Genomic DNA, 26,422 nt, shown 5'->3' on the forward strand with positions numbered 1-26,422 from the left:
AACTCGTAAAATAGCGCGCCCTGCGCGACTTGCCTTGGCCCCATCATCGCGATGCCCTCCACTCTCAGAACGAGTGAATCAAAGCCTCGAACGCCAGGCAACGGACTTTTTCAACAGTATCCGGACCTTCCGACCGTTCCCCGCGCTGGCTGACAGACCGCGTCAGACGTCCTTGCAGAACGCCTCGTAGAGTGCCGCCATCAGGAGCTCGAGCTCCGGATCGCTGATCCGGTAGAAGATTGTCTGGCTCTCGCGGCGCGTCTCGACCATGCCGGCCTCGCGCAGCCTGGCGAGGTGCTGGCTCAGGGCTGATTGGCCAAGCCCCACGGCCGCCTGAAGCGATCCGACTGACCGCTCGCCCTTCGCAAGCTCGCACAGGATCAAGAGCCGCTTCGTGTTCGCGACCAGCACCAACCGGCCTGCCACGTAATCGGCCCGCTCCTGGAGGGCGGCGACGGACCTGTCTGCGTCCAACTCCATTACATTAGCCTTGACTGATTTAGTTGTTGCTAATATGTAGCCGAAAAGCCCGGCGGATGCAAGCGCGAGGGCATGGAACGGAGACGCATGATGGAGATGGAACTGGAAACGGCGTTCACGCCCTGGGCCTCGCTCACCGGCGGGGTCCTGATCGGCCTCAGCGCCGTCATGGTCCTGGGCCTGTTCGGACGGATCGCGGGGATCTCGGGGATCACGAAGGGGTTCCTTGGCACTGTCCTGCCGACCCCCGGCACTCCGCGCGACAGGGATTGGCGGCTGGCCTTCCTGTTCGGGCTGATGGCAGCGCCCCTCGCGCTCATGCTGGTCGGCGGAACGGTCTCGCAGGCCGTCCCCTCGAACCTCTTCGGCATGGCCGTAGCCGGACTGCTCGTGGGCCTCGGCACCGCGCTCGGCTCCGGCTGCACGTCCGGGCACGGCGTCTGCGGCCTCGCCCGGCTGTCCCGTCGTTCGCTCGCTGCGGTCGTGACCTTCATGGCCGCGGGCTTCGTCACGGTCTTCGTCCTGCGCCATGTTCTGGGAGGTGCATGATGCGCATCGCTCTCGGTTTTCTCAGCGGCCTCGTCTTCGGCCTGGGCCTAGTCATCTCGGGCATGTCGAACCCGGCGAAGGTCCTGAACTTCCTCGACCTCGCCGGAACCTGGGACCCCAGCCTCGCCTTCGTCATGGGCGGCGCGACCGTCACCGCCTTCATCGGCTACCGCCTCGTCTGGCACCGGAGGGCGCCGGTGCTCGAGACCAGGTTCGATGTCCCGACGAACACCCGGATCGACCGGCCATTGATCCTCGGCGCGGCGCTCTTCGGCACCGGATGGGGAATTGGCGGGTTCTGTCCGGGGCCGGCCTGGACGGCACTGCCGCTCCTTGCCCCCGGCACGCTGGTCTTCGTGCCTGCGATGCTCGCCGGCCTCTGGCTTGGCGCCCGGGCCTCGTCTCTCGGAATCCTCGCACCGAAAGGAGCAACACAATGAGCACTTCGCAGCTGCAACAGCGGGTGGTGCGCCACTCCGCCTCCCGGGGGGCAGGCAGTCCCGACGTCTGGGGCATCTACGAGCCCGATACCGGCTCGATCCAGTATATCTGCGCCGATCCGGCCACGAAGAAGGCCGCGCTGATCGACGTCGTCTGGAACTTCGATCCGAAGCATTACCGCTTCTCGACCGGGAGCATGGACCAGGTCCTGGATCTCGTGCGGGAGAACGGCCTGACCGTCGAATGGGTGCTCGACACCCATCCCCATGCCGACCACGTCATGGCCTCAGCGCATCTCAAGGAGCGGACGGGCGCGCCGAACGCCATCGGTGCCAAGGTCCACGAGATCGCGGCGCTCTGGGAAGAGATCTACAACATGCCCGGCGTCTTCGACCCGGAACGGGACTTCGATCGGCTCTTCGCGGAAGGCGAGACCTTCCGGATCGGTGAGCTCGAGGTGCGGGTGATGCTGTCACCGGGGCACACGCTGGGTTCCATCACCTATGTCTGTGGCGACGCGGCCTTCACGCACGACACCCTCATGCAGCCCGACGTGGGAACGTCCCGCGCCGATTTTCCCGGCGGAAACAGCGCGCAGCTCTGGGACTCGATCCAGGCGATCCTCGCGCTGCCCGCCGAGACGCGGCTCTTCGTCGGCCACGATTACGGGGCCGAGGGGCGCGACGAGCCGATGTGGGAGGCGACGGTGGTCGAGCACAAGGCAGAGAACCAGCACGTCAGGGACGGCACGCGCCGCGAGGACTGGATCAGGCGCCGCGACGAGCGGGATGCGACCCTGGCGCTGCCCGACCGCATCCTGGCCGCGCTCCAGGTCAATCTGCGCGGCGGTCGCCTGCCGCCGGCCGAGGACGATGGCCGCATCTACTTCAAACTTCCCGTCAACCGCTTCTGAAGGAGAAGACACATGACCATGACCATGAAGGACCTCGTTGCCGACGCCCGTAGCCGCGTGGGCGCCGTTTCCCCGCAGGAGGCAGAGGATGCGGTGCGCCGTGGCGACCTGATCCTCGACGTGCGCGAGCCGGCCGAACTGGAGAAGGACGGCCGCATCGCGGGCGCCCTGCACATCCCGCGGGGCATTCTCGAGACGCGGGCGGATGCAACGGCACAGACCGCCGAGGCGCGGCTCACCGAGGCTCGGGGCTCCGCTCGTGTCCATGTTCTCTGTGCCTCGGGCGGACGCGCGGCGCTGGCGGCGGACACGTTGCAGCGGATGGGCTATGACGCCGCCCTCATCGAGGGCGGCCTCGGCGGCTGGAAATCCGCCGGTCTTCCGGTCGAGAGCTGATCCATGGGCAGGCTGGCCGGATACCTCCCCGTCCTCGATTGGGGGCGCCGCTACGACCGGCAGGCGTTCCTCAGCGACGGGATGGCTGCCGTGATCGTGACGATCATGCTCATCCCGCAATCGCTGGCCTACGCGATGCTGGCCGGCCTGCCGCCCGTCGTCGGGCTCTACGCTTCGATCCTGCCGCTGGTGGCCTACGCGATCTTCGGCACCAGCCGCACCCTCGCCGTCGGCCCGGTGGCGGTGGTTTCGCTTCTGACCGCTACGGCTGCCGGTGCCGTGGCGACGCCCGGAAGCGCGGAATACGTCACTGCCGCCATCACCTTGGCGCTGCTATCGGGCCTGATCCTCTTCGCGATGGGAATCTTCCGCCTGGGCTTCGTCGCGAACCTGCTCTCCCACCCGGTCATCTCCGGGTTCATCACCGCCTCGGGCCTCCTGATCGCCGCGAGCCAGTTGAAGCACATCCTCGGGGTCGAGGCCGGTGGCCATACGTTGATCGAGCTGGGCAGGTCGCTCCTTCCAGCGCTGCCGGAGACCAACCTCCCGACGCTCGTGATCGGCGGCGCGGCGACGATCTTCCTGTTCTGGTCGCGGGCGAAGCTGAAACCGGCGCTCGAGCACCTCGGCCTGCACGCCGGCGCAGCCACGCTTCTGGCGCGCACCTCCCCCGTTCTCGCGGTCGCGGTGTCCATCCTGGCGGTGGTCAGCCTGGACCTCGAGGCACGGGGCGTGGCGGTGGTGGGTGAGGTGCCGCAGGGGCTGCCGCCCCTGTCGCTGCCGCCGCTCGACCCTGGTCTCTGGGGCACTCTCCTGCCGGCCGCCTTCCTCATTTCGATCATCGGCTTCGCCGAGTCCGTCTCCATCGCCCAGACACTGGCGGCAAAGCGGCGGCAGTCCATCCGGCCGGACCAGGAGATGATCGGCCTCGGCATGTCGAACCTGGCGGCGGCTTTTTCCGGCGGCTACCCCGTCACCGGCGGCTTCGCCCGCTCGGTCGTCAACTTCGATGCCGGCGCCGAGACACCGGCCGCCGGTGCCTACACCGCGATCGGCATCGCGCTCGCGTCGCTGTTCCTGACGCCGGTCATCTTTCACCTGCCGCTTGCCGTGCTGGCCGCAACGATCGTCGTCGCGGTGCTGAGCCTTGTCGATCTCGGCGCGCTGCGCCGCACCTGGCGCTACTCGCGGTTCGACTTCGCCGCGATGGCCGGCACGATCCTCGTGACGCTGGCCGCCGGAGTGGAGGCCGGCATCCTCACCGGCGTCGCGATGTCGCTGCTCCTGCATCTGTGGCGCAGCTCACGGCCCCACATCGCCGAAATCGGGCAGGTGCCCGGCACCCGGCACTACCGCAACATCCTGCGGCACGACGTGCTTCGTTCACAGCACGTCCTGTCCCTCAGGATCGACGAGAGCCTCTGGTTCGGCAACGCCCGTGCCGTTGAGGACGTGATCCAGCGGTCGGTGGCGGAGCGACCGCGCGTGCGCCACCTGGTGCTGAACTGCGCCGCGGTGAACGGCATCGATGCCAGCGCGCTGGAGAGCCTGGAGCTGGTGAGCCACCGCCTCGCCGAACAGGGGGTGGACCTGCACCTGTCGGAGGTGAAGGGCCCGGTGATGGATCGCCTGGCAAAGGCGTCGTTCCTGGAGCACCTTACCGGCAAGGTGTTTCTGTCCCACCACGAGGCGATGGAAGCGCTGGCGCCAGAAATCACCAGGCTGGCCGATCATGCGGATCGGCCAGCCATGGATGCGTCCAGACCGTTCCCCGAACGTGGGTCCGCCGCTGGATGATCGGCGCGCCCGGACCCTGTCTGCGACCCCGGTGCCCAGACCAGGAGCAGGAGCAGGAGCAGGAGCAGGTTCCAAGGGTCCCGCAGATTGCCTTATCGGGAGATGCCTTCAGAATTGCATGGGACTCCCGCACGTTCGGCAGCTCAGGATCGAATGTCGCGGAAGGAATCCGAGCCGAGCCCGGACCGGCGGGCATGTCTCGCCCTCAGGTTGATGTCCCGCCCATGACGGCGCGCCGGAAACGACCGTCAGCCAAGGCCACCAGGTCAGAGGGTCACGGGGCGAGGTCGTCCAACGTCACCTTCAGCGCGGCGGCGAGCCTGCCGAGCGTGGCGGCCGATCCGGTCGCCCGGCCCCCCTCGATCTCCACGATCTGCACCCGGTTCACCCCCGACAGGCGGGCGAGGGCGGACTGGCTGTGCCCCCGCAGTTCGCGGAACACCCGCACGGGGCTCTCCCCGTCCATGATCCGGGACGCGAAGGGCTCGGGGACAAGTTCTTCTTCGCCCCGGCTCAAGGCGGCCCTGGCGTCGTCATGGGCGGTCACGTCTTCGAGTTCGGCCGCCGCTGCGCGGAGGGCGTCGTATTCGCTGCGGGGGATCGTCACGGTATCCATTGGCGCCTTCCTTCCATCAGCAGATCGAGCCACCTGGCCCCACGTCCAGAACCGCCAGGACGGCCCCTTGAGGGTCCATGATGACCCGGTACTCTCCGACGCGCAGGCGAAGCCCTTGTCGCCCCTGCAGCGCCTTCCCGTCATGCCCCTGGCCTTGCGGATCGGCCGCGCAGGCATCCACCGCCGCCCGGATGCGCCTGGCCTGCGGGGGAGGGATCCGGCGCAGGGCGCGCAAGGCGCGCCGGGTGTAGCTGGGCCTCAGGGCCATGGCGAGGATATGCGAAGGGACAGGGGTGTCGTCAGTAGCTACATCCCTGCCACCGCACGGCGCGTCGCCCGATCTCGTCCAGCGCGGCGAGGGCCGGGGCAGTCATGGATGCTCCGGCTCAACGGAAAGTTGTCAGCCATTTCCCTGCCAGCTTAAGCTGACCCTGCGCGGCGCCGTCTGCGCAAGCTATTGCAAGTTCAGATCGATTGGAGACGTTCATGGCCGAGTACATCGTCACGACCGGCGGCGCGGGTGATCCGTCCGACGAGACCCTGCTGTCGCTGTCCGATGCCGTCGCGCTTGCGGCCGCCTCGCCCGAGGACGACACGATCCGCTTCTCGGAGGAGGCCGCGACGGTCGGATTCCTTTTCCCCATCAGTGTTTCCGCGCCCGAGGGCGGGCGGCTCGTGATCGACGGCGACCGCGACGGCGACGGGGTGAGCGATGTTCTGCTCGACGGCACCGGCGCCGCGGGCTCGTCGCTTCTGGTCGTGGGCTTCGGGGCGGAGCTGACATTGCGCAACGTCGATGTCCTCGGCGGGACGTTCGGGCAGGCGGATGCCCGGGCCTTCCCCGGGTTTGCGGGCGCGGATGGGGACAACGCCTTTGCGGATCCCCCGGTGGTCGACGACCGGGACGGCGGTCCGGGAGGGGCCGCCGAGGATGGCGGGGCGGCCGGGACCGGCGGCGCGGGCCGAAGTGCCGCCGCGATCCTCAATTTCGGGACCCTGACCCTGGAGCGCGTCGGTTTCGGCGGCTTCCAGGCCGAGGGGTCCGGCGGCGGGTCCGGCGGTCTCGGCGGCGAGGGCGGGCTGTCCATCGGCGGCTTCGGGCAGGAGGACGAGCTCGGCGTCGATACGCCGCTGCCGGATATCGAACTGGTCGACCATCCCTGGCGCACCGACCCCGCGGCGCCGATGGTCTACGACTATCCCGGCGAGGCGGGCAACGGTCTCAACCCGCCCTGGGCTGGCGACGGCGGCGATGGGGGACCGGGCGGCGACGGCGGTGCCGGGGGCGATGGCGGGAAAGGCGGCGACGCGGCCGCGATCATCAACGGGGAGGGCGCGACGCTGTCCCTGACCGACGTGGTCTTCGGCGGCCGGCTGACATCCGGTGCGCTGGCCTCCGGGCTGGACCTGCGTGGGGGCGATGGCGGCGAAGGCGGGACGGGCGGCGACGGCGGCGATTCCCGCGGCGGACCCGGCGCGGATGGCGGACAGGAATGGGTGCGCCTCTACGACGTCTTTTTCTACGATTCGAACGGCCGCCTGCGCGAACGGGAATGGTTCCTCGACGTCGCCACCTCGGAGGGCGGCGTCGGTGGAGATGCCGGCCCGGCCGGAGCGGGCGGCGACGGCGGATCGGGCGGCCGGGGCGGCAATGGCGGCCTGATCGTGAATTACGGCACGGCCGAAGGGGAGGTCGCCGCCCCGACCGAGAGCGGGACCGGCAGCCGCTTCTCTGCCGGCGAAGGCGGGACCGGCGGGGAGGCGGGAGAGCCCGGCGAAGGCGTCGGCGGGCAGGGCGGCCGCGCGATGCTGCCCTACATCGCGATCGCGCCCCGGGGCTACAGCCTCGAGGACCTGTCCTGGAGAAGCTTCACATCCGAGGGACGGGAAGCATGGGAGCCCTATCGGACGCCGCTACAGGAATACGACGACGACTCCCGTGTCGCCGGCGCGTCGACCGGCCCCGGACCGGCGGGCGCCATCGGCGAGGACGGCACGGCCGGCGAGACCGGGACCGTGGTCGGGACGGGAGCGGAAGACGTCGCGCAGGCGGGGTCGCTCATCTACCTGCATGGCGGCGGTCCCGTCGCCGAGGGCGGGACGCTCGCCTTCACCATCGCGCGCATCGGCGACGTCTCGGCGGCCTCAACCGTGACCTGGCGGCTCGTCGGCACGGGCGAGGCGCAGGCCGATGCGGCGGACCTGGACGGGGCGCTCTCCGGCACGGTGCGTTTCGGCGAGGTATCCCCCGCGGGATCGAGCGCGCCCTCCGAGGCAGAGATCGACCGGTCCAACATGGCGCGGATCGAGCTCGGCGTGATCGCCGACGGCTTCGCCGAGGGGGCCGAGGGCTGGACGGTGGAGCTGGTCTCCGCCACCGGGGACGGCGCCCGGATCGGCACCGACCGGATCGAGGGCGTCATCGAGGCCAGCGACGGCACCGATCCGCCGGATCCCGACGCGGAGCCGACGGCAGGGGACGACGATCTCCGCGGCGACACGGGGCGCGACAGGATCCGCGCCCTCGGCGGCGACGACACGGTGCGGGGCGAAGGCGGCAACGACCAGCTCTACGGCGGGCCCGGCGATGACGCGCTTTACGGCGGCCCGGGCGCGGACATTCTCGTCTCGGAAGGCGGCAACGACACGATGACCGGCGGAACCGGCGCGGATTCCTTCGCCTTCCGTCCCGGCGAGGCCACGGTCACAGTCACCGATTTTGATCCGGGGGAGGGCGACCGGCTGGCGCTCGACGACCGCTTCTTCGGACTGGGCGACGGCGGCATTGACCCGCGCCCCGTCACGCTGGGACAGGCGCAGTCGGCGGTCAGGTCCGGAAGGTTCGACTACGACCGCGGCAGCGGCGAGGTGAGGATCGACCTGGACGGGCAGAGGGGCCCGGAGGCCCCGACGCTGGTCGCCGTCCTGGAAGATGGCCCGCGCCTGACTTGGGAGGATGTGCTGCTGTTCTGAGCCTGCCGCCTGCGGAAGCTCGTGCCGGGGAGCCAGGCCACGGAGCGCGTGCCCGCGGCTCTGGCAAACCCCGCTTTTATGGAGGTCCCATCGCAGACCGACATGGAACGGGCCAGGGCCGCGATCGCCCCGTCTCCTTCACCAGGAGCAGACCGACCTCGGCCCCGGGACAGGCCCGGAGAGCCGGTCCCCTCAGATCGCAGCTTCCGTCAGTGTCCGGTTTCCGGGGGACACTGCGATGCGCCACTCCGGCCGGAGCACCAAACGTGCCGATGGCTGCCTCCCCATATCGCCGTCTTGCGGAATCGCGTCCGGGACATCGGCGCGCAAGCATCTCGCTCGGAGGGCCCCGTGGATGCCGGTCGCCCACGCCTTGATCCATGGGTTCCGATTGCGGAGAGCCCGGGTCCTCCTGCGAGACGGCGGGGTCGCTTCACGACGCATCCGGTCGTATTCTTCCTGCGAGGGGAATTTCGGAAGGAGATCGGCCTTCCGGACCTTTACCGAACCATTTTTCACCGTTCACTCCACTCTTTACAAACCGAGGCGCCACGATCACGCCAACACAAAAACCCGTCATTCGACCTTACAGACATCGGCCTTGGACCAGACCAAAGACACCGGACAGAGCCTTTTGCCGGGAACGGCGTCCTCTCGATCGAAGACGCCGGTCCTCCCGGCAAAGCGACACGAATTAGGCTGTCCGGCATCCGTAAAACTTGTCACCTTTTACTGCCTACCATTTACCACTTACGAACGCGTGCCGCCCTTACCTTCTAGCAAGCGGCAAGGCGGATGGCTGCATTGCCAAAAGTTCAGGCTGCCGAGGTAACTCCTGAACGCTGTGTTTCCGATCGGTCCACAGAGGCGCATCTCCTCCACGCCGCCTTCGCCAAGGAGGGAACCCGGTCATCGGCAGAAGCATTTCCGGACTGTCCACCTACGAGCGTCAAAAAGGGCAGGTGACGCTTGGGCACCTTCACCAGCGCGACGCGAATGGGTCGTGGGGATACCTCATAGCGGTCGCACTCTCGTCAGCATGCCCACCCAGAAGTCGTGGAAACCAGGAGCGCTTCATGCTGACGATCCTTCACGATGAAACCTTCCTGTCGGGCCAGTTGATGGAGACTGCCTGGGCCGAGGGGGTGAGCATTGTCGTTCCGAGGCGAGCCACCTGCATGCTAGCCTGCGCGCTGATGCGGCAAGGTTTCGACCCACAGACGCGCACGCGCCTCGTCAGAGCGGACCCTTACGTCTCTTGTCCGCCCCACCACATCGAGGGCCTCACCTTGTCGCTCGCGGCAAAGATCGACTTCTTCGGCACGCCGGACGAACCTGCGGATTCGCTGCTTCGGGCACTGGCAGGCCCTTTCAAGCGGGCCTAGAGGTCGTGGATTTCCCTGCCGGCCATGGACGCAGCGAAGCGTCGAATACGCTTGTCCTCCGAGGAGTCGCTCTCGATGTCGGCGGTTATCTCGTGCATCCTGAGGAGGCGGTCGGCGAGTTCCGTCACGGTTGTGGCGTCGAAGGGGCCGCTTGGTGTTGCGAAGCTGCCCAAGGACCGGGAGCGGTCGGTCGCGACCGAGACGGAGACCCCCTCGACCAGGCCGTGTGCCCGCGCCTCCTTGATGACGCCGCCCGGGTCGGACCGCTCCAGGTCGGCCCAGCGGATCGCGCCGGTGTTCTCGACGCCCCAGCGGATGGTAGGATCCTGCAGGATCAGTCCCTTGCGCGAGTAGGCGTCCATCCATTCGCGGGGGTAGGTCTGGAAGATGTACTTCGACGTCGTGAAGCTGAGATGGAGGCCGATCGCGTAGCCGCTGGCACACATCTCATCGAGGCCCTCGAAGAGGCCGATGAGCTCGGTAGCTCGATCCATGTCCCTGTCCCCCGGCCAACCCTCGCGAGAAGCCCCAAAACGTGTCACGCACCTCGGATAACTCATCGTTACCCGACAGGAAGGCGGCGACGCAACGTCGTTGTGCGCGAGAGATCCCTGACATGACAGCCGCCGAAGCCCGGATACGGGATTACGCCTTCGAAGAAATCGCGAGTGCCGGGTTCTACATCGCTTTCCGGATCGAATTTCTGCTGCCGGAATTCGAGCATAACAGCCTGCCGCGTCCATGGGTGCACAAATACACGCAGCAGGGCCTGCTGATGATGGATCCCGTGCTCAGGTGGGTCTATTGCAACGCCGGCTCCATTCGATGGAGCGAGGTCGACATACCCGATACCAGCGGCGTTCTCGGGGAAGCCGCGAAATACGACCTTAATTTCGGCGCGGCGATATCGCTCCGGGATGAGGACGACCCCAGCATCAGAAGCTTCGGAAACTTCTGCCGCTCCGACAGGGAACTCACGTCGAGCGAGATCGAGGAGCTCGGACGCAGGCTCGAGTTGCTGTTTGCCGACCTTACGGCGCCGGACGACGTCACCGAGGCCGAAACGGAGGTGCTGGCCGCAATCAGGGACGGGGAACTTCTCAAGGAGATCGCGTTCAAGCTCGGCATCTCGGAAGGGGCCGTGAAGCAGCGCCTCCGCAGCGCGAAGGACAAGCTCGGGGCGAGGACGACCCCGCAGGCGGTCTCCATGGCCTCGGATTACGGGCTGCTCTGAGCGCCTGTGTGATTAATGCCTCACCGTGAGACCGCAATATCTCTCACCTGAAGGAACCTGCAGGACTTTGCGCAGGATATCTGACTTGTTGGGCCAAAAAGGTCTCGAGCAGCAGATGCGCAGCATAACGTTCGACATGTCGACCATGCATTTGCATGGGCCGGTCTTCTATGACTTCCTCAAGCTACGGAAGAGCTTCTTCGTCGATGAACTGGGCTGGAGGATTCCGACCGACGGGATCGTGGAGATGGACCAGTACGACACGCCCCTGGCGAAATACTCCGTCGTCCTGGAAGGTGATCGCGTGATCGGGGGCGCACGGTGCCAACCGTGCAACTCGTCCTGGGGCATCTACACCTACATGCTCAACGACTTCTCTAGAGGGCTCATCCCCGGAGGCCCCGTGATACCGTTCGACCCCTCGGCCTACCCGCCCGAGAAGACATGGGAGGGAACCCGTCTCGTCGTGTCGGACCACCTGAGGTCGAGGCTTCGCCGCATGCAGTGCCTCGCCCTCATCATCGATGGCCTCGTCCGGGTCATCAGGCAGGCGGGCGGAACCTCGTTCCTCACCTTCTCGCCTCTCCCCTTGCAGCGGACCGCTGCCCTGGTCGGGCTCCAGATCGACCGCCTGACCTACCCGATCCTGAGCGAGGAGGACGGGCGCGAATACGCGGTCTTCCGCTGCCTGGCCGAACGCGCCCCGGAACGCCTGGCCGAACTCGGGGTCGACGCCGAGCGGGGCGAGATCTTCGAGACGCGACTGAACCGGATCGGGTAGGGGGCGAGGCTTTCGTCGCCGTGACATCGCCCGCACCGATGCCTGACCGTCAGGCGTTCCAGCGCAGCATTTCCCCTGCCTCGGGACCTCTCTCGCCGTCGATAACATTCACACCGATCGCTTCACCGGCCCCAATCTTCTGCAGGTCGCAGCGCTGCAGGACGCTCATGTGAACGAAGAAATCCCCTTCCTCACGAAAGGCGTTGGCGAAGCCGAAACCCTTGCCCCGATCGGCCCACTTGACGCATTTGGGCAGACATGACGAGGCGACTTCGTCTCCCCAGGTCCGGTCGGTCGGATCAGGCTCCCCGACACCGGGCTCTTCAAGCTATGGCGCTTCGATCGAGACTGTTCCGATGGCTTGCAACCCATGTGCGCCCTGCTCGGCACGGACGCTGACGAGGCTTCCCCTGTCGATCGAGCTTTGCTGTTCAGTCCCATATTGTGGTGGCAGGGTTTCAACCACTGCGGCAAGGGATGCGCCATGGCCTAGGCGTCTGGTGCCGGCATCTGGTGGCGCGGATTGATTTTGAACCGGTCCGGCTCGTCGGTCCGGCATTTGACGACGTATTGCTTGGACGTGAGGCCACAGAAGGTCTTGAGGCGCCGAGCAAAGTTGTAGGCTGCGACGAAGTCGGCGCGATGGGTGCGGAGCTTGTCGCGGCTGCCGTGGTGGTAGCGCCTCACGGTGGCTTCCTTGATCGTTCGATTCATCCGCTCGACCGGGCGGTTCATCCACGCGTGGTTCACCTTCGTCAGCTGGTGCTTGATGTCGTGCTCGGTGTAGGCAATGCCGAAGGCGTGGATGAAGGCATACTTGTCCTTCTTCCGGTTGGTGAACTGGATGCCGTTGTCCCTTGCCCGGCAGGGCATCGCGCAGCGATGTCCCGAGAGGGGACCAGACCTCCAAAGGGGACCAAACCTCCAAGTTCGCCTTCGTGCAGCTCGTCGAACGCGCGAACTACAGGACGGCGTGGGAGTTCCTGGAGGCGCTGATCGAGGCGTTCGTCCGGGAAACGCCCGGCCCGGGCCTTCCCCTATTCCTCCTCACCTACAACTACGCCCTTAGTCTCAACACCTTGCGCGGCCTCACGCCATACGAGCACGTCGTCAAATGTCGGACCGAGGAACCGGACCGGTTCAGAGCCGATTCGCGCCCTCTCATGCCGGGGCGGAACAGCTACACGTCGGAGCCACGCCGCTTCGCCCAGAGGTCGGGCCGCCGCTCGGCGGTCAGTGCCTCGGCCTGTGCGCGGCGCCAGGCCGCGACCTTTGCGTGGTCGCCGGAGGTCAGCACCTCCGGGATGCCGTGGCCGCGCCAGTCGGCGGGCTTGGTGTAGTGCGGATGTTCCAGCAGCCCGTCGGAATGGCTCTCGTCCTCGGTGGAGGCGGCGTTGCCCAGAACGCCGGGCAGAAGGCGCACGGTGGCGTCCAGCATCGCCTGCGCCGCGATCTCGCCGCCGGTCAGGACGAAGTCGCCGAGGCTCACCTCCTCCAGGCCGTAATGGTCGATCACCCGCTGATCGACGCCCTCGAACCGGCCGCAGAGCAGGGTGACGCCGGGCGCGGCGGCCCAGCGGCGGGCAGTGGCCTGGGTGAAGGGGCGGCCGCGCGGGCTGAGATAGACCATGGGTCCTGGCAGGCGCGCCTCGTCCAGGGCGGGCCCGACGACGTCGGCGCGAAGCACGAGGCCCGGGCCGCCGCCCGCCGGCGGGGCGTCGACGTTGCGATGCTTCGTCAGGCCGAAGCCGCGCAGATCCGTGGTGCGGAGGTCCCAGAGCCCCGCCTTCAGCGCAGTGCCCGTCAGCGACAGGCCCAGCGTTCCGGGAAAGGCATCGGGGAAGAGCGTGACGACGCTGGCGGTCCAGGTGCCGGCGCGGGCGGTCTCGGCCAGCAGGTCGCGCGGCTGCGCCGTCGGCCGGATCGACTTCGTGGCGTGGGATCGGGAGGGGGGTTCCATGGCCCCCGCATATCGCGAGGGCCAGGGCGGCGGAAGGGTCAGGCGGCGGCCGCGAACACCCCAAGCAGCGCCAGCACGCCGATGATCAGGGCTAGGACGACGAGGATCTTCGCGCCCGACAGGGCGACGCCCGAAACGCGGCCCATGCCGAGGAAGGCGGCGATGGCGGCCACGACGATGAGGATGAGAATCCATTCAAGCATGGGGTGCGGGCTCCAGTTGGTTTCACTTTCTGGTGAACCCGGGGCCCGGGCCTTAGGTTCCCTCTGGCGGCGCCTCGGCCTCGTCCAGCAAGCCGTCCGGCGGATCGACGACGAGCCGGCGCGCCGCCAGGTCGACCGTCGGCACGACGGCCCGCGTGAAGGGCACCAGCACCGCCGCGCCGCCCGCGGGACGCAGTTCCAGCAGGTCGCCCGCGCCGTGGTCATGGACCGCGTGGACGCGGCCGAGCGGGGCACCGCCCGTATCGACCGCGTCGAGGCCGATCAGGTCGGAATGGTAGAACTCGTCGTCGGGCAGCTCCGGCAGGGCGGCGCGGGGCGCCCAGAGCCGGGTGCCCTTGAGCGCATCCGCCGCCTCCTTGTGGGGCACGCCCGACAGGCGCACGGCATAGCCGCCCTTCACCGGGCGCAGCACGGTGACTTTGTAGGCGGTGCCGTCGTCGCCGGTCAGCGGCCCGTAGTCGCCGATGGCCGAGGGCTCGGCACAGAAGCTCTTGACGCGGACCTCGCCGCGCACGCCGTAGCTGCCGGTGACGGCGCCGAGGCAGACGTGATCCTTCATGGGGTCTCTCGTGATCGTCGGTCGGGAAAGGTGACGCAGAGCGCCGGACCGGTCAAGCCAGGAACGGCGCGGCGGCCAGAAGTGCCGCGCCCGCGAGGAGCGCGGCGCCCACCAGGCGCGCGTTGGGCCGCTCGGTCTGGAGCAGCAGGACGAGGCCGATCACCGCGACCAGGGTGGCGAGGATCAGCGGAAAGAGCAGGCGATGGGCGATGAGCCGTCTCCCGTTCGGGATGCCCGGAGGCGAAAGGGGCGGCCCGGAGCCGCCCCGATGCGCCGCCTCATTCGGCGGAGGCGGTCTCGTCCTGCTTCGCGGCCGCGGCGGCGGCCCTGTCGGCCCTCTGCTTGGCGCGGTCCTGCGCCTTCTTGCCCGGCTCGGCCTTCTTCATGTTGGCGCGGGTCTTCTTCGGCGCCAGATCCGCGGCCTCAAGGAAGCGCGAGACGCGGTCGGTCGGCTGCGCGCCCTGCGACAGCCAGTACTGCACGCGCTCCACGTCCATCTTGACGCGGTCCTCGGAATCCTTCGCGAGCAGGGGGTTGTAGGTGCCGAGCTTCTCGATGAAGCGGCCGTCGCGGGCCATCCGGGTGTCGGCGGCGACGATGGCGTAATGCGGGCGCTTCTTGGAGCCGCCGCGGGCGAGTCTGATCTTCATGGCCATGGGGAGTTCCTCTTGCTGGCTTGGGGGCGTGGACTTTCGTCCACCCTACGGTTGGGCCGGGGACGTCGCGTCGCCCGGTTGGTGGCGCCGGTGGTGGCGGATGACTTCCTCGATCACGAAGCCGAGGAATTTCTTGGCGAAGTCGGGATCGAGCCCGGCTTCCACCGCCATGCGTTCCAGCCTGGCGATCTGGGTCGCCTCCCGCTCGGGATCCGAGGGCGGAAGGTCGTGCTGGGCCTTGAGCTTGCCCACCGCCTGGGTGTGGGCGAAGCGCTCGGCCAGGGTATAGACGAGGACCGCGTCGAGGCGGTCTATAGAAGCGCGATGCTCGGCCAGCAGGCTGGCGGCGCGGGTCGTGGCGTCGGTCATGGGCGGGGCGATCCGGTGGGTGATCCGTGGGTGATCCGCGTCGGATGGGCGTCGGACCTATCGGCGGCTTGTCTGTCAGTCAACGGGCATCCCCTCGGGCGAAAGTTTCGGGTCGGCGTAATGCGCGATCTCGCGCGCGATCGCCCAGGAGAGGCGGGTGTCCTTCAGCTCCGCCGGGCCGGGATGGCGGTAGACGAGATCGTCGTCGGCGATGGTCGGCGCGTCGCGGTCGCGCTTCGCCCCCAGCCGCTCGCAGAGCCGGATCGAGTCGAGGTTGCGCGAGCCGACATAGCTGACCGCCCCCTCCCAGCCATGCGCGTAGAAGTAGCGGCGCACGGCGTCCGTCGACTCGAGCGCATAGCCCTTGCCCGCCTCCTGCGGCCAGATGATCCAGGCGAGTTCCCGTTCGGGCCAGCCGGCGGGCTGCCAGCCGCCGGCCATGCCCAGCGTGCGGTCGTCCGCGCGGGCGTGGACCATCCACATGCCGAAGCCGCGGATATCCCAATGCCCGATCTCGGCCGCATAGAGCATCCACGCCTCGTAGGGCGTCAGAGGCCCGCCCATGAAGCGGGAGCGGTAGGAGGCGAAGGTCGCCTTGAAATCGGGATAGTCCTGCGGCTCGGGCGCCCGGAGGATCAGGCGCTTCGTCGTCAGGACCGGGATATCCGCGCGCATGGTCAGTGCCCCCGGTCGACGGCGTGGACGGCGGGGCTCGCCGCGAGGCGCGTCCGCGGGGCGTCGGCGATGAAGGGCTCGACCCGCTCGGGGTGGCGCCAGCGGACGATCTCGCCGAAGACGGGATGCGACAGCGTCTCGCCCGGGGTGCAGCCCAGCCGTTCGGCCAGCGCGACCGAGCGGGTGTTGCCCGGCGCGACATGGCTGATGAGCGTGCCGTTGCCCAGCGCGTACCACCAGCGCCGCGCGGCGCGCGCCGCCTCGGTCGCGATGCCACGGCCCTCGGAGCCGGGGAAGACCGCCCAGGACATCTCCTGCCCCGGCCAGTCGATGGGCTCGAACAGGCCGACCAGCCCGACCGGCGTGTCATCGCCGCGCAGGGTGACGATCCAGCGGCCGTAGCCGCGCAACTGCCACTGGCCGAGCAGCGCGCAGAACTGGTGCCATGCGGCCTCGCGCGAGATCGGGCCGCCGAGCCAGGCCATCGGCTCGGGCGCGGCGCGGAAATCGGCATAGGCCTCGAAGTCGCGCACCTCGGGGGCCCGCAACGTCAGCCGGGGGGTCGTGAGGGTGGGGATCATGTCTCTGTCTCCGGTTGTGAACGGCGTCCGGGACGCCACGGAGAGTGAAGTGGTTCCATTCACGGGCATATCGGACGCAGGCCCGTCTATAGCCCGAAAGATCCGAAGTTTCCCGAGGCAACCATGCGCGCCGGTCGCCACCGGCCGATTCGATCCGGCGCGGGTCATGACCCGGTCCCCCAATGGCGCCAGACCGCGACCGCCCCGTCATAGAGCGTCCCGTCCGCCCGCGCGCCGAGCCGCTCGGCCAGACGCTCGGAGCGGCGGTTGCCGATGGCGACGTAGCTGACGAGCGAGGGCAGGGCGAGCGCGCCCCTTGCGTGATCGCGGGCGGCGGAGGCCGCCTCGAAGGCGAGGCCGCGGCCCTCGTGCTCGGCCGTCAGGAGCCAGCCGAGCTCGTGCTCGCGGTCGCCGGGCTCGGTGCCGATGAGGACGAAGCCGGCCGCGGCGCCGGCATGCTCGACGGTCCACATGCCGTGGCCGCGCAGCAGCCATGTGGCGGTCTGGCCGCAGAGGTCGGACCAGGTCTCCTCGCGCGTGAAGGGGCCGCCCATGTCGGCGCCGCGCTCGGAGCCGAGGATGGCGTGGAGCGCGTCGAAGTCGCCGAGCTCGGGCGCGCGCAGCACGCAGCGCGCGGTGCGCAGCACCGGCACGGCCGAGCGCAGCGCGGCGGCGCGCGCGGCCGCCGCCGGGGGGAGGGGGATGGCGGTCGGGATCGTCACGGGGCGCGCTCCGAGGGCGCGGGGTGGCGCCAGACCGTGGCCGCGCCGAACCGGGCATGGGTGAAGCGCCCGTCGGGACGGGCGCCGAGGCGGCGGGCGACGCCCTCGGAGGCGGCGTTGCCGTCGGCGATCAGGCTGATGAGCGTCGTCCAGCCCAGCGTCTCGTAGGCGTGGCGGCGTGCGGCGCGGGCTGCCTCGGTCGCGTAGCCCTTGCCCTCCTGCCCGTCGAACAGGTCCCAGCCCAGCTCCCGCTCGGGGAAGCCCTCGGGGAACCAGAGGCCGACGAGGCCGACGGGCGTCCCCGCGGCCTCGACGAGCCATCGGCCGTAGCCGCGCAGCTGCCAGTGCCCCGCCTCCTGCGCGAGGGCGCGCCAGGCCAGCTCCCGCGTGAGCGGGCCGCCGACGAAGCGGGAGCGGGGCGAGGCGTAGAATGCCGCGAGCGCCTCGAAATCGTCGAGCCTGGGGGCGCGCATCGTCAGGCGCTCGGTGGTCAGCACGGAAATGGCCGTCATGCCGGCCCCCCGTGGCGCCAGACCGTCGTCTCGGCGCGGGTCTCGCCCTCGGGCAGGGGGGCGTCGGGGTCGGGCGTCGCGCCGAGGCGGCGGGCCACGGCCTCGGAGCGCAGGTTTCCGGGCGTCACGTAGCTGACCAGCGAGGCGACGCGGCCGCGGGCCCAGTCCAGCGCGGCGGTGGCGGCCTCGGTCGCGTCGCCCTTGCCCTCGTGGCCGTCATGCAGCAGCCAGCCAAGCTCCGGCTCGGGGAAGTGGTCGGGGCGGTTCACGCCAACCTGCCCGACCGGGGTGCCATCGCGCAGCTCCACCGCCCAGAGGCCGAAGCCGTGCAGGCACCAGGAGGCGACGTCCTGCATGAAACCCGCCCAGGCGGCGCGGCGCGAGGGATCGGCGGTCATCATCCGCGCCCGGGGCGAGGCCATCGTCGCCGCATAGGCCTCGAAATCCGCGAGCCGGTGGGCGCGCAGCACGAGGCGCCCGGTCACAAGCGTAGGGATATGGACTGCCGTCCCGGTCACTTCTTCTTCATGCCCCCGAAGCCCTTGGGAAGGCTCAGGCCCTTGGGCATCCCGCCCATGCCGGGCATCCCGCCCATGGAGCCGAGCTGCCTCGACGCCGCTTCCAGCGCGGCGGGATCCATCTGCGAGGGGTCGGGCATGCCGCCGTCCTTGCCGGACATCATCGCCATCGCCTTCTTGAGCATCCCGCCCTTGCCCATCTTCTTCATCATGTCCGCCATCTGGCGGTGCATCTTCAGAAGCTGGTTCAACTCGGCCACCTCCAGCCCCGCGCCCAAGGCGATGCGCTTCTTGCGGCTGGCCTGGAGCAGGGCGGGATTGGCCCTCTCCTTCTTCGTCATCGAATCGATCAGCGCGATCTGGCGCTTGAGGATGCGGTCGTCGAGCCCGGCCTTGTCCATCTGCTTGGCCATCTTGCCCATGCCCGGCAGCATGCCCATGACGCCTTCCATGCCGCCCATCTTCTCCATCTGCTGGAGCTGGCCCTTCAGGTCGTTCATGTTGAAGAGGCCCTTCTGGAACCGCTTCATCATGCGCTCCTGCGCCTCGATGTCGGCGACTTCCTGCGCCTTCTCGACGAGGGCCACGATGTCGCCCATGCCGAGGATGCGGCCGGCGATGCGGTCGGGCTCGAAGGTCTCGAGCGCGTCCATCTTCTCGCCGAGGCCGACATAGCGGATCGGCTTGCCGGTGACGGCGCGCATCGACAGGGCGGCGCCGCCGCGGCCGTCGCCGTCCATCCGGGTCAGGACGACGCCGGTGACGCCGACGCGGGCGTCGAACTCCTCGGCGACCTCGACGGCGACCTGGCCGGTCAGGCCGTCCACGACCAGCAGCGTCTCGCGGGGGGCGACGGCGGCATGGACCTGCGCCACCTCGTCCATCAGCGCCTGGTCGATCTGGAGCCGGCCGGCGGTGTCGAGCAGGTAGACGTCGTAGCCGCCGAGGCTGGCCTGCTGCCTGGCGCGCTTGGCGATGTCGACGGGCTTCTGGCCCATGACGATGGGCAGGGTGTCGACGCCGATCTGGGTGCCGAGGATGGCGAGCTGCTCCATCGCCGCCGGGCGGTTGACGTCGAGCGAGGCCATCAGCACGCGCTTGCCGTCGCGGTCCTTGAGCCGCTTGGCCAGCTTGCCGGTCGTCGTCGTCTTGCCCGAGCCCTGCAGGCCGACCATCAGGATCGGCGCGGGCGGGTTGTCGATCTTGAGCGGCGGGATGCCCTCGTCGCCCGCGAGCATGGCGCGCAGCTCGTCATGGACGATCTTCACGACCTGCTGGCCCGGGGTGATCGACTTGGTGACGGCGGCGCCGGTGGCCTTCTGGGTGACGCGCTTGACGAAGTCGCGCACGACCGGCAGCGAGACATCCGCTTCCAGCAGGGCGACGCGGACCTCGCGCATGGCGGTGCGGACGTCGTCCTCGGTAAGGGCGCCCTGCTTGGTCAGGCGGTCGAAGACGCCGCCCAGGCGGTCTGACAGGCTCTCGAACATCGGCGCTCTCTCCTCGTGATGGGTGGCCCCTAGATGGGGGACGCCCGGCGAATGCACAAACGCCCCCGTGGGCGCAACGCGCTGACGGGGGGCGATCCCCCGGCGGTCGGGGGACCGGAGGCGCAGGGCTTCCGGGTTTGGGCGCGGGCTATGCGCGCGTCTCCCTCCCGTGTCAAGCTCGGGCTGGGCGGCGCCCGGCCGGAGGGCGTCGGGGTGCGCCCTTGTCGCAGGCCCCGGGGCGGAACGTGCCGCGTCAGGCGGCGGTTTTCCGTCCGACCGTGACACAGCCGGGGCGATCGCATGATCCTGTTCCTTCTCGTCCTTCTCGGCCTCCTCGTCCTTGCCGCCCCGCTGAGTGCGGCGCCCCTCGGCACCGTGCTCGCCGAGGACGGGCGGCTCGACGCCCTGGCCGACACGGCCCTGCTCGACCGCTTCGAGGCGGCGGGCGGCGGCACCGTGCTCGCGCCGACGGACGCGGCGTTCCGCCGCCTGCCCGAGGCACTGGTCGAGCGCCTGTCCCGGCCGCAGGCGGAGGCGGCGCTGCGCGCCGTGCTGGCCCTGCACCTGATCCCGTCGGGGCCGCATCCCTCGAACGCGCTGCCGGTCGAGATGCGGCCGCTCGCCGGCGACACCCGGATCGTGACGACCTGCAGGCGCGGCGCCCTGACCTTCCGCACAACGCCGCCCGAGGAGGCGGAGACGACGCCCGGCGCGCGCGCACCCTCGGAGGCGCGGGTGCGGGCGGGGAGTATCCGGGCCGACGCGGCGGTGATCCATGCGCTCGACGCCGTGCTGCTGCCCCACGATCTGGAGGCACGGCTGAACCGCCTCGACCCGGCGACCCCGCCTGCGCAGGCGGACGCCGCCGCGCCGGACGAACCCTCGGCCCGGACCGTCGCGTCTGAGCCCGCGGCGTCCGGGCCGCCCGCGCCGACCTGGTACCGCGGCGGTGAGAACGTCTATGTCTACGACCCCGCCGCGCAGGGCGACGCGGCCCCCGGCGAACCCGGAGCCGCAGCCCGCCGAACGGGCAGGACCCGCCACCGTGATCGTCCTGCCCGATCCGGAGGTCTTCGTGCCGGAAAAGGGTGAGGATGCGGGCGATGCCGACCGGGCCGCCGCGCCGGAGCGGGACGTGTCCGCCGGAGAAACCGTCGAGGTGCCGGTGATCGGCCTGACCGCGGACGTGGTCTCGGTCGCCGACCTGATCGGCCAGCCCGTGCGCGACCCCGTCGGAGAGACCCTGGGCGAGGTCGTCGACGTGCTGATCGACCTTCAGGGCGCCGAAGCCCGGACGCTGGTCTATGCGCCGTCCCCGGGCTTCGTGGACCTCTCCGCCATCGGCCTGCAGGAGGCGGAGAAGATCCGCGTCGACGTCGTCGAGCTCGTCATCGACCCGCTCGACGGCGCGGTGATCCTCATGGAGGGTGCCGAGGACGGCTGATCCCGGACCCGCGGGGCCGGCCTCCGCGGCCGGAGCCGCGGATGGGCAGGGGGTGTGCCGGATGCGGATCCTTCGGTCCGGCCCGGCATTCCCGCGCTTCGGCCCCGGGCCTGCCACCCCGAAGGCGCCGAGAATCTTCCGCGCCCGGTGTCGTGACGGCCGCCGACGCATCGAGAGGTTGTTCCGTTACCCCGCCCCGTCAGCCTGCCAGATCGACGCCGCCCTGCGCAGCGGCCGGGCGGACTACGACGGCCGGACGGGCGAGCTTCGGATCGATATCGACGGGCGGGGCGGTCCGGAGGCGCCGGGGCTGGTCGCCGTCATCGAAGGGGGCGGGCGGATCGGCGTCGAGGACGTGATCCTGTTCTGACCTCGCCGCACATCCCCATTGCCAGGTCGCGCGCCCCGCCCCATGGTCGCGCGCGACACGCAGAGGGGCCGCCATGACCGACACGACCCTCCGCCGCCGGGTGCGCGGCTGGATGATGTTCGATTTCGCGACGCAGCCCTTCTACACGCTGTGCCTGACCTTCGTCTTCGGCCCCTACCTCGCCGGCGTCCTGGCCGATGCCTATGCCGCCGAGGGCATGGGCACGGAGGCCGCGAACGCCGCGGCGCAGTCGCTCTGGTCGGGGACGCAGACCTGGATCGGAGTGGGCATCGCGATCTGCGCGCCGGTCATGGGCGCGTTGGCCGACCGGGCGCAGCGCCGGATGCCGTGGATCTGGGCCTTCTCGGTCCTCTACGTCCTGGGCACCGCCGGGCTGTGGCTGATGGTGCCGGACGCGAGCCAGACGGGCGTGGTGCTGGTCGCCTTCGCCCTCGCCATGGTCGGGGCGGAGATGACGACGCTCTATACCAACGCGCTGCTGCCGTCGCTGGGCCCGCCGGGCGAGGTCGGGCGCATCTCGGGCTCGGGCTACGCGCTGGGCTATGCAGGGGGCGTAGTGGCGCTGTTCGTCATGCTGCTGCTCTTTGCCGAAAACGAGGCGGGGGTGACGCTGCTGGGCAACCCGCCGCCCTTCGGACTCGACCCCGAGGCGCGGGAGGGGACGCGCTTCGTCGGCCCCTTCACCGCGCTCTGGTTCGTCGTCTTCATGGTGCCCTTCTTCCTCTGGGTGCGGGAGCCGCGGGCCCCCGCGCTGGGCCGGCTGACGCTGGGCGGTGCCTTCGGGGACGTGATGGCGCTGGTCCGGCAGCTTCCGGGGCGGCAGTCGCTGACGGCGTTCCTGCTGGGCTCGATGCTCTACCGCGACGCGCTGGTCGCGCTCTATGCCTTCGGGGGGGTCTATGCGCGGCTGGTGCTGGACTGGTCGACGGTGCAGATCGGCGTCTTCGGAATCGTCGCGGCGATCACGGCGGGGGTCGCGTCCTGGGTCGGGGGGCGGCTCGACCGGCGGCATGGGCCGAAGCCGGTCATCTTCGGGTCCGTGCTGCTGCTGACCGGGGCGCTTCTGGCGATCTGCTTCACCGACCGGACGATGGTTCTGGGCGTGCCGGTGGGTCCCGGTTCGGGCGCGCCGGACCTGCTGCTCTATGTCATGGGCGCGGTGATCGGCGGCGCGGGCGGCGTGGTGCAGGCCGCGTCGCGCACGATGATGGCGCTGCACGCCAACCCCGCGCGGCCGACCGAGGCCTTCGGGCTCTATGCGCTGTCGGGCAAGGCGACGGCCTTCCTCGCGCCCGCGCTGATCTGGATCGGCACCACGGCCACGGGATCGGCGAGGCTCGGCTACCTGCCGGTGGCGGGGCTGTTCATCGCCGGGCTGATCCTGCTAGCCTGGGTGAAACCGAGAGGAGAGTCAGAGACATGGTCCGCGTCGCCCTCGCCTGCCTGATCGCGCTGCTTGCCCTGCCCGCAAGCGCCCAGCAACCGGCCAAGCAGCTGTTCGGCGCCGCCGACCGGCCCAGCGCCCAGCAGCCGGAGCCCATCGGCTCCTACGCGCGCGGATGTGCCGCGGGGCTTGCCCAGCTGCCCGAGACCGGCGAGAGCTGGCAGGCCATGCGCCTGTCGCGCAACCGCAACTGGGGCCATCCGGAGCTGGTCGACCTCGTGCAGGACATCGGCCGCCACATGGACCGGATCGGCTGGAGCGGCATCTATGTCGGCGACCTGAGCCAGCCGCGCGGCGGGCCGATGACCTCGGGCCACAGCAGCCACCAGATCGGGCTCGACGCCGATATCTGGCTCTATCCCGCGACCGACATGACGCTGAGCCGGCAGCAGCGCGAGAACATCTCCGCCATCTCGATGCAGCGGGCCGAGGGGGCCTATGTCAACGACAACTGGACCCGCGGCCAGCACGAGCTGGTCAAGAAGGCCGCGCAGGACCCGCGCACGGCGCGGATCTTCATCTTCCCGGGCGCCAAGGTGCAGATGTGCCAGGACGAGACCGGCGACCGGTCCTGGCTGCGCAAGGTGCGGCCGTGGTGGGGACATCACTACCACATGCATGTCCGCATCGCCTGCCCGCGCGGGGCGCGCAACTGCGAGGATCAGGACGCGCCGCCGCCGGGCGACGGCTGCGCCGAGGCGCAGGACTGGGTGAACAACATCCTCAACCCGCCGCCGCCCGACCCGAACGCGCCGCCCCCCGCCCCCCGGCGGGACCTGACGATGGCCAACCTGCCTCAGCAATGCGCTTCCGTACTCTCTGCGCCTGCGCGCTGATCGCCGCCTGCGCTCCTGCCTCTGCCGCCGACTACCTGGGCAGCCATGTCTGGCGCCCGGGCTGGCACGGGGCGGGCGGGTTCTCGGCGCTGTGGCTGGGGCCTGAGGGGCGCGATTTCGTCGCCCTGTCGGATCGCGGAAGCTGGGTGCGCGGGACGCTCCTGCGCGAGGGAACGGGCGCCGTGACGGAGGTGGCTGTCGCGGGGCGCGGGCCGCTGCTGCATTCCTCGGGGCGCCGCCTGCGCAGCACCGAGACCGACGCCGAGGCCATCGCCGGCGCCGGGTCCGACTGGTACATCGCCTTCGAGGGCATCCACCGGGTGATGCGCCATCCCGCGCTCGACGCCGCGCCGGAGAGGATGCCGCAGCCGGATGCCTTCCGGGGGGTGCACCGCAATGCCGGATTCGAGGCGCTCGCCGCCGATGCGGAGGGCACGCTCTATGCCATCCGGGAGCGGTCGGGCGCCGAGGATCGGCCGTTTCCAGTCTGGCGTTTCCGGCACGGCACCTGGGACCGGCCCTTCGCGCTGCGCCGCGACGGGCGCTTCCTGGTCGCCGGCGCGGACGTGTTCGACGGCCGGCTCTACCTGCTGGAGCGGGACTTCGCCGTCATCGGCTTCCGCACCCGGCTGCGCAGCTTCGACCTGACCGGCGGCGACGAGCGGCTGGAGATGCAGAGCGCGCTGGGCGCCCATGACAACCTCGAAGGCGTGTCGATCTGGCGCGACGAGGCGGGACGGCTGCGCGCCACGATGATCTCGGACGACAACCTTCGGGCGCTGCAGCGGACGGAGTTCGTGGACTACGTGCTCGACTGATGGGGCGGCTGCTGGTCCCCGGCGACGCGTCCGGCCCGGTGCTGGCCCTGAAGGAGCCGCTCAGCTTCTGGGGCGGGGTCGATCCGGCGACGGGGCGGATCGTGGACGCGCATCATCCGCAGGCGGGCGAGGTCGTGAGCGGCAAGGTTCTCGTCCTGCCGGGCACCCGCGGCTCCTGCACCGGAAGCGGGGTGCTGCTGGACCTCGCGCTGAACGGCCGCGCCCCCGCCGCCCTCGTGTTCCGCGACGCCGAGGACGTGGCCACGACCGGCGCGCTGGTCGCGGCGGAGCTGTTCGGGATCGCGCTGCCGGTGGTGCGGCTGGAGGCTTCGGCCTTCGAGACCGTGCGCCGCGCCCGCCACGCGCGGATCGGGGACGGCGTGCTGGAGGCGGACGGCCACCGCATCGCCCTCGGGTCCTGCAATGCCGAGGCGCTTTCCCTCACACCCGAGGAGCGCGCGATGCTTGACGGTGCCGAGGGCCCCGCCGCGGCCTTCGCGATGCGGGTGCTGGTCGCCATCGCCGCCGTGCAGGGCGCGACGCGGCTGGTGCCCGTGACCCGCGCCCATATCGACGGCTGCATCCACGCCGCCCCCGCCTTCCTGCGCTTCGCCGAGGCGATGGCGGGCATGGGCGCCCGCGTGCGGGTGCCGACCACGACCAACGCCATCTCGGTCGACCGGGAGAACTGGCGCGCGCAGGGCGTCGCCGAGGCCGTCGGCGCCCCCGCCGCCCGGCTCGCCGACGCCTATGTCGAGATGGGAGCCCGGCCCAGCTTCACCTGCGCGCCCTACCTGCTGGACGACCCGCCGGGGCCGGGGGACGTGCTGGCCTGGGGCGAGTCGAACGCGGTGATCTACGCCAACTCGGTGCTCGGCGCGCGCACGGCCAAGCTGCCCGACTTCATCGACCTCTGCGCCGCCGTGACGGGACGCGTGCCGCTGGCGGGGATGTATGCCGACGCCGCGCGGGAGCCGCAGGTGACGGTCGCGGTCGAGTTTCCCGAAGAGGCGGACGACGCGGTCTGGCCCCTTCTCGGCTGGCTGATCGGGCGCCTGGCCCCCGACCGGGTCCCGCGCGTGACGGGGCTGGAGGGCGCGGCGCCGTCCCCCGACGACCTCAAGGCGCTCTGCGCCGCCTTCGGCACCACCTCGGCCGCGCCCATGCTGCAACTTGGCCCGGGGCCGGCCTCGGGCCCCACGATCCGCCTCGACCGGGCGGCCCTGCGCGACGGCTGGGACCGGCTCGGCGCGGGGCCGGAGGCGGTGGACCTGGTGGCCATCGGCTCGCCCCATGCCTCGCTGCCGGAACTGCGCGCCTTGGCCCGCGGGCTGGGGGACCGGCGCTGCGTCATCGACACGCTGGTAACGGTCGGTCGCGACGTCGCCCGCGCCGCGCAGGAAGAGGGGGTGATGGCGGCGCTGACAGGCGCGGGCGTGCGGGTCGTCCCCGATCTCTGCTGGTGTTCGCTGTCGGAGCCGGTGTTTCCGCCGCAGGCGCGGACCGTCCTCACGACCTCCGGCAAATACGCGCATTACGGGCCGGGCCTACACGGGCGGCAGGTGCGGCTTGGCAGCCTCGACACCTGCGTCGAGGCGGCGGTAACGGGGCGCGGCCCGACCGGGTTGCCGCGCTGGCTTGCCTGAGCGGCCTGCGCT

33 protein-coding genes are annotated in these 26,422 nt (G+C 70.1%); 16 read left to right on the forward strand and 17 right to left on the reverse strand.

Annotated features, from left to right (window positions below; genetic code table 11):
• Positions 1 to 162: 162 nt before the first annotated feature.
• Positions 163 to 480 carry an ArsR/SmtB family transcription factor gene (locus DR046_RS07060; RefSeq protein ID WP_115381385.1) on the reverse strand — a complete coding sequence of 106 codons (318 nt, stop codon included), beginning with the start codon at positions 478 to 480 and terminating at the stop codon, positions 163 to 165.
• 72 nt (positions 481 to 552) lie between these two features.
• On the opposite strand from DR046_RS07060, the gene DR046_RS07065 reads away from it, so the two are divergent.
• The 5 genes from DR046_RS07065 to DR046_RS07085 are packed head-to-tail and all read left to right on the forward strand — an operon-like array spanning position 553 to position 4,576.
• Positions 553 to 1,029, forward strand: coding sequence for a YeeE/YedE family protein (locus tag DR046_RS07065; protein ID WP_245190845.1), 477 nt, complete (start codon positions 553 to 555; stop codon positions 1,027 to 1,029).
• Positions 1,029 to 1,469 (forward strand): DUF6691 family protein, encoded by a 441-nt coding sequence (locus DR046_RS07070; RefSeq protein WP_115381387.1) that lies wholly within the window; start codon positions 1,029 to 1,031, stop codon positions 1,467 to 1,469. Before DR046_RS07065 ends, DR046_RS07070 begins: the two co-directional genes overlap by 1 nt.
• Entirely contained in the window at positions 1,466 to 2,383 is a 918-nt protein-coding gene (locus DR046_RS07075; RefSeq protein ID WP_115381389.1) for an MBL fold metallo-hydrolase, read from the forward strand. The genes DR046_RS07070 and DR046_RS07075 overlap by 4 nt, the downstream gene beginning before the upstream one ends.
• Before the next feature lie 12 nt (positions 2,384 to 2,395).
• A complete protein-coding gene (locus DR046_RS07080; protein WP_209313558.1) occupies positions 2,396 to 2,779 on the forward strand; it encodes a rhodanese-like domain-containing protein in 384 nt (127 codons plus the stop codon).
• A 3-nt stretch (positions 2,780 to 2,782) separates the two neighbouring features.
• Complete coding sequence (locus DR046_RS07085) at positions 2,783 to 4,576, forward strand: SulP family inorganic anion transporter (RefSeq protein ID WP_115381391.1); 1,794 nt, start codon at positions 2,783 to 2,785, stop codon at positions 4,574 to 4,576.
• 274 nt (positions 4,577 to 4,850) lie between these two features.
• On the opposite strand, the gene DR046_RS07090 is transcribed toward DR046_RS07085, so the two are convergent.
• Complete coding sequence (locus DR046_RS07090) at positions 4,851 to 5,192, reverse strand: helix-turn-helix transcriptional regulator (protein WP_115381393.1); 342 nt, start codon at positions 5,190 to 5,192, stop codon at positions 4,851 to 4,853.
• Positions 5,193 to 5,208: 16 nt separating this feature from the next.
• Entirely contained in the window at positions 5,209 to 5,460 is a 252-nt protein-coding gene (locus DR046_RS07095) for a type II toxin-antitoxin system RelE family toxin (protein WP_115381395.1), read from the reverse strand.
• A gap of 218 nt (positions 5,461 to 5,678) precedes the next feature.
• Here DR046_RS07095 and DR046_RS07100 point away from each other — a divergent pair, with 218 nt between their 5' ends.
• Both DR046_RS07100 and DR046_RS07105 read left to right on the forward strand, forming a co-directional pair.
• Positions 5,679 to 8,165 carry a calcium-binding protein gene (locus DR046_RS07100; RefSeq protein ID WP_115381398.1) on the forward strand — a complete coding sequence of 829 codons (2,487 nt, stop codon included), beginning with the start codon at positions 5,679 to 5,681 and terminating at the stop codon, positions 8,163 to 8,165.
• A 1,076-nt stretch (positions 8,166 to 9,241) separates the two neighbouring features.
• Complete coding sequence (locus DR046_RS07105; protein ID WP_115381400.1) at positions 9,242 to 9,550, forward strand: hypothetical protein; 309 nt, start codon at positions 9,242 to 9,244, stop codon at positions 9,548 to 9,550.
• Here DR046_RS07105 and DR046_RS07110 read toward each other — a convergent pair.
• Complete coding sequence (locus tag DR046_RS07110) at positions 9,547 to 10,044, reverse strand: autoinducer binding domain-containing protein (RefSeq protein WP_167766954.1); 498 nt, start codon at positions 10,042 to 10,044, stop codon at positions 9,547 to 9,549. The two genes, DR046_RS07105 and DR046_RS07110, sit on opposite strands and share 4 nt — an antisense overlap.
• Before the next feature lie 122 nt (positions 10,045 to 10,166).
• Between DR046_RS07110 and DR046_RS07115 the strand changes: the two genes are divergently transcribed.
• Positions 10,167 to 10,784: a helix-turn-helix transcriptional regulator gene (locus tag DR046_RS07115; RefSeq protein ID WP_115381402.1), complete on the forward strand. Its 618-nt coding sequence runs from the start codon at positions 10,167 to 10,169 to the stop codon at positions 10,782 to 10,784.
• A gap of 115 nt (positions 10,785 to 10,899) precedes the next feature.
• Positions 10,900 to 11,565 carry an acyl-homoserine-lactone synthase gene (locus DR046_RS07120; protein ID WP_135227267.1) on the forward strand — a complete coding sequence of 222 codons (666 nt, stop codon included), beginning with the start codon at positions 10,900 to 10,902 and terminating at the stop codon, positions 11,563 to 11,565.
• A 49-nt stretch (positions 11,566 to 11,614) separates the two neighbouring features.
• Here the strand turns inward: DR046_RS07120 and DR046_RS07125 are convergent, their stop codons facing one another.
• From DR046_RS07125 to ffh, 13 genes are all read right to left on the reverse strand, one after another.
• On the reverse strand, positions 11,615 to 11,821 hold the full coding sequence (locus tag DR046_RS07125; RefSeq protein WP_115381405.1) for a cold-shock protein: 207 nt from the start codon (positions 11,819 to 11,821) through the stop codon (positions 11,615 to 11,617).
• A 233-nt stretch (positions 11,822 to 12,054) separates the two neighbouring features.
• Complete coding sequence (locus DR046_RS07130; RefSeq protein WP_115381407.1) at positions 12,055 to 12,438, reverse strand: integrase core domain-containing protein; 384 nt, start codon at positions 12,436 to 12,438, stop codon at positions 12,055 to 12,057.
• Positions 12,439 to 12,745: 307 nt separating this feature from the next.
• On the reverse strand, positions 12,746 to 13,525 hold the full coding sequence (trmD, locus tag DR046_RS07135; protein WP_115381409.1) for a tRNA (guanosine(37)-N1)-methyltransferase TrmD: 780 nt from the start codon (positions 13,523 to 13,525) through the stop codon (positions 12,746 to 12,748).
• 38 nt (positions 13,526 to 13,563) lie between these two features.
• Positions 13,564 to 13,728 carry a DUF1328 family protein gene (locus DR046_RS07140; RefSeq protein ID WP_115381411.1) on the reverse strand — a complete coding sequence of 55 codons (165 nt, stop codon included), beginning with the start codon at positions 13,726 to 13,728 and terminating at the stop codon, positions 13,564 to 13,566.
• 52 nt (positions 13,729 to 13,780) lie between these two features.
• On the reverse strand, positions 13,781 to 14,308 hold the full coding sequence (gene rimM / locus DR046_RS07145; RefSeq protein ID WP_115381413.1) for a ribosome maturation factor RimM: 528 nt from the start codon (positions 14,306 to 14,308) through the stop codon (positions 13,781 to 13,783).
• Between the two features lie 278 nt (positions 14,309 to 14,586).
• Complete coding sequence (gene rpsP / locus DR046_RS07150) at positions 14,587 to 14,964, reverse strand: 30S ribosomal protein S16 (protein WP_115381415.1); 378 nt, start codon at positions 14,962 to 14,964, stop codon at positions 14,587 to 14,589.
• A gap of 45 nt (positions 14,965 to 15,009) precedes the next feature.
• Positions 15,010 to 15,333: a chorismate mutase gene (locus tag DR046_RS07155; protein WP_115381417.1), complete on the reverse strand. Its 324-nt coding sequence runs from the start codon at positions 15,331 to 15,333 to the stop codon at positions 15,010 to 15,012.
• A 75-nt stretch (positions 15,334 to 15,408) separates the two neighbouring features.
• Positions 15,409 to 16,008 carry a GNAT family N-acetyltransferase gene (locus DR046_RS07160; protein ID WP_115381419.1) on the reverse strand — a complete coding sequence of 200 codons (600 nt, stop codon included), beginning with the start codon at positions 16,006 to 16,008 and terminating at the stop codon, positions 15,409 to 15,411.
• Positions 16,009 to 16,010: 2 nt separating this feature from the next.
• Positions 16,011 to 16,589 (reverse strand): GNAT family N-acetyltransferase, encoded by a 579-nt coding sequence (locus tag DR046_RS07165; RefSeq protein WP_115381421.1) that lies wholly within the window; start codon positions 16,587 to 16,589, stop codon positions 16,011 to 16,013.
• Positions 16,590 to 16,753: 164 nt separating this feature from the next.
• Positions 16,754 to 17,311, reverse strand: a complete 558-nt coding sequence (locus tag DR046_RS23950) for a GNAT family N-acetyltransferase (protein ID WP_209313559.1) — start codon at positions 17,309 to 17,311, stop codon at positions 16,754 to 16,756.
• On the reverse strand, positions 17,308 to 17,823 hold the full coding sequence (locus DR046_RS23955) for a GNAT family N-acetyltransferase (protein WP_209313560.1): 516 nt from the start codon (positions 17,821 to 17,823) through the stop codon (positions 17,308 to 17,310). The genes DR046_RS23950 and DR046_RS23955 overlap by 4 nt, the downstream gene beginning before the upstream one ends.
• Entirely contained in the window at positions 17,820 to 18,341 is a 522-nt protein-coding gene (locus DR046_RS07175; protein WP_115381424.1) for a GNAT family N-acetyltransferase, read from the reverse strand. Before DR046_RS07175 ends, DR046_RS23955 begins: the two co-directional genes overlap by 4 nt.
• Positions 18,338 to 19,831: a signal recognition particle protein gene (gene ffh / locus DR046_RS07180; RefSeq protein ID WP_115381426.1), complete on the reverse strand. Its 1,494-nt coding sequence runs from the start codon at positions 19,829 to 19,831 to the stop codon at positions 18,338 to 18,340. The genes DR046_RS07175 and ffh overlap by 4 nt, the downstream gene beginning before the upstream one ends.
• 300 nt (positions 19,832 to 20,131) lie before the next feature.
• Between ffh and DR046_RS07185 the strand changes: the two genes are divergently transcribed.
• The 7 genes from DR046_RS07185 to lhpI all read left to right on the forward strand — a co-directional run bounded on the left by DR046_RS07185 (position 20,132) and on the right by lhpI (position 26,410).
• Positions 20,132 to 20,923, forward strand: a complete 792-nt coding sequence (locus tag DR046_RS07185; RefSeq protein WP_115381428.1) for a fasciclin domain-containing protein — start codon at positions 20,132 to 20,134, stop codon at positions 20,921 to 20,923.
• Positions 20,877 to 21,275 carry a PRC-barrel domain-containing protein gene (locus DR046_RS07190; RefSeq protein WP_167766956.1) on the forward strand — a complete coding sequence of 133 codons (399 nt, stop codon included), beginning with the start codon at positions 20,877 to 20,879 and terminating at the stop codon, positions 21,273 to 21,275. Before DR046_RS07185 ends, DR046_RS07190 begins: the two co-directional genes overlap by 47 nt.
• Positions 21,276 to 21,453: 178 nt before the next feature.
• A complete protein-coding gene (locus tag DR046_RS07195; protein WP_115381432.1) occupies positions 21,454 to 21,645 on the forward strand; it encodes a hypothetical protein in 192 nt (63 codons plus the stop codon).
• 73 nt (positions 21,646 to 21,718) lie between these two features.
• Complete coding sequence (locus tag DR046_RS07200; RefSeq protein ID WP_115381434.1) at positions 21,719 to 23,113, forward strand: MFS transporter; 1,395 nt, start codon at positions 21,719 to 21,721, stop codon at positions 23,111 to 23,113.
• Positions 23,086 to 23,946: a penicillin-insensitive murein endopeptidase gene (gene mepA, locus DR046_RS07205; RefSeq protein ID WP_115381436.1), complete on the forward strand. Its 861-nt coding sequence runs from the start codon at positions 23,086 to 23,088 to the stop codon at positions 23,944 to 23,946. Before DR046_RS07200 ends, mepA begins: the two co-directional genes overlap by 28 nt.
• A complete protein-coding gene (locus DR046_RS07210; protein WP_115381438.1) occupies positions 23,913 to 24,764 on the forward strand; it encodes an esterase-like activity of phytase family protein in 852 nt (283 codons plus the stop codon). Before mepA ends, DR046_RS07210 begins: the two co-directional genes overlap by 34 nt.
• On the forward strand, positions 24,764 to 26,410 hold the full coding sequence (gene lhpI, locus DR046_RS07215; RefSeq protein WP_115381440.1) for a cis-3-hydroxy-L-proline dehydratase: 1,647 nt from the start codon (positions 24,764 to 24,766) through the stop codon (positions 26,408 to 26,410). The genes DR046_RS07210 and lhpI overlap by 1 nt, the downstream gene beginning before the upstream one ends.
• Positions 26,411 to 26,422 lie beyond the last annotated feature (12 nt).

It is taken from the genome of Jannaschia formosa (assembly GCF_003340555.1).
Classification (GTDB): domain Bacteria; phylum Pseudomonadota; class Alphaproteobacteria; order Rhodobacterales; family Rhodobacteraceae; genus Jannaschia; species Jannaschia formosa.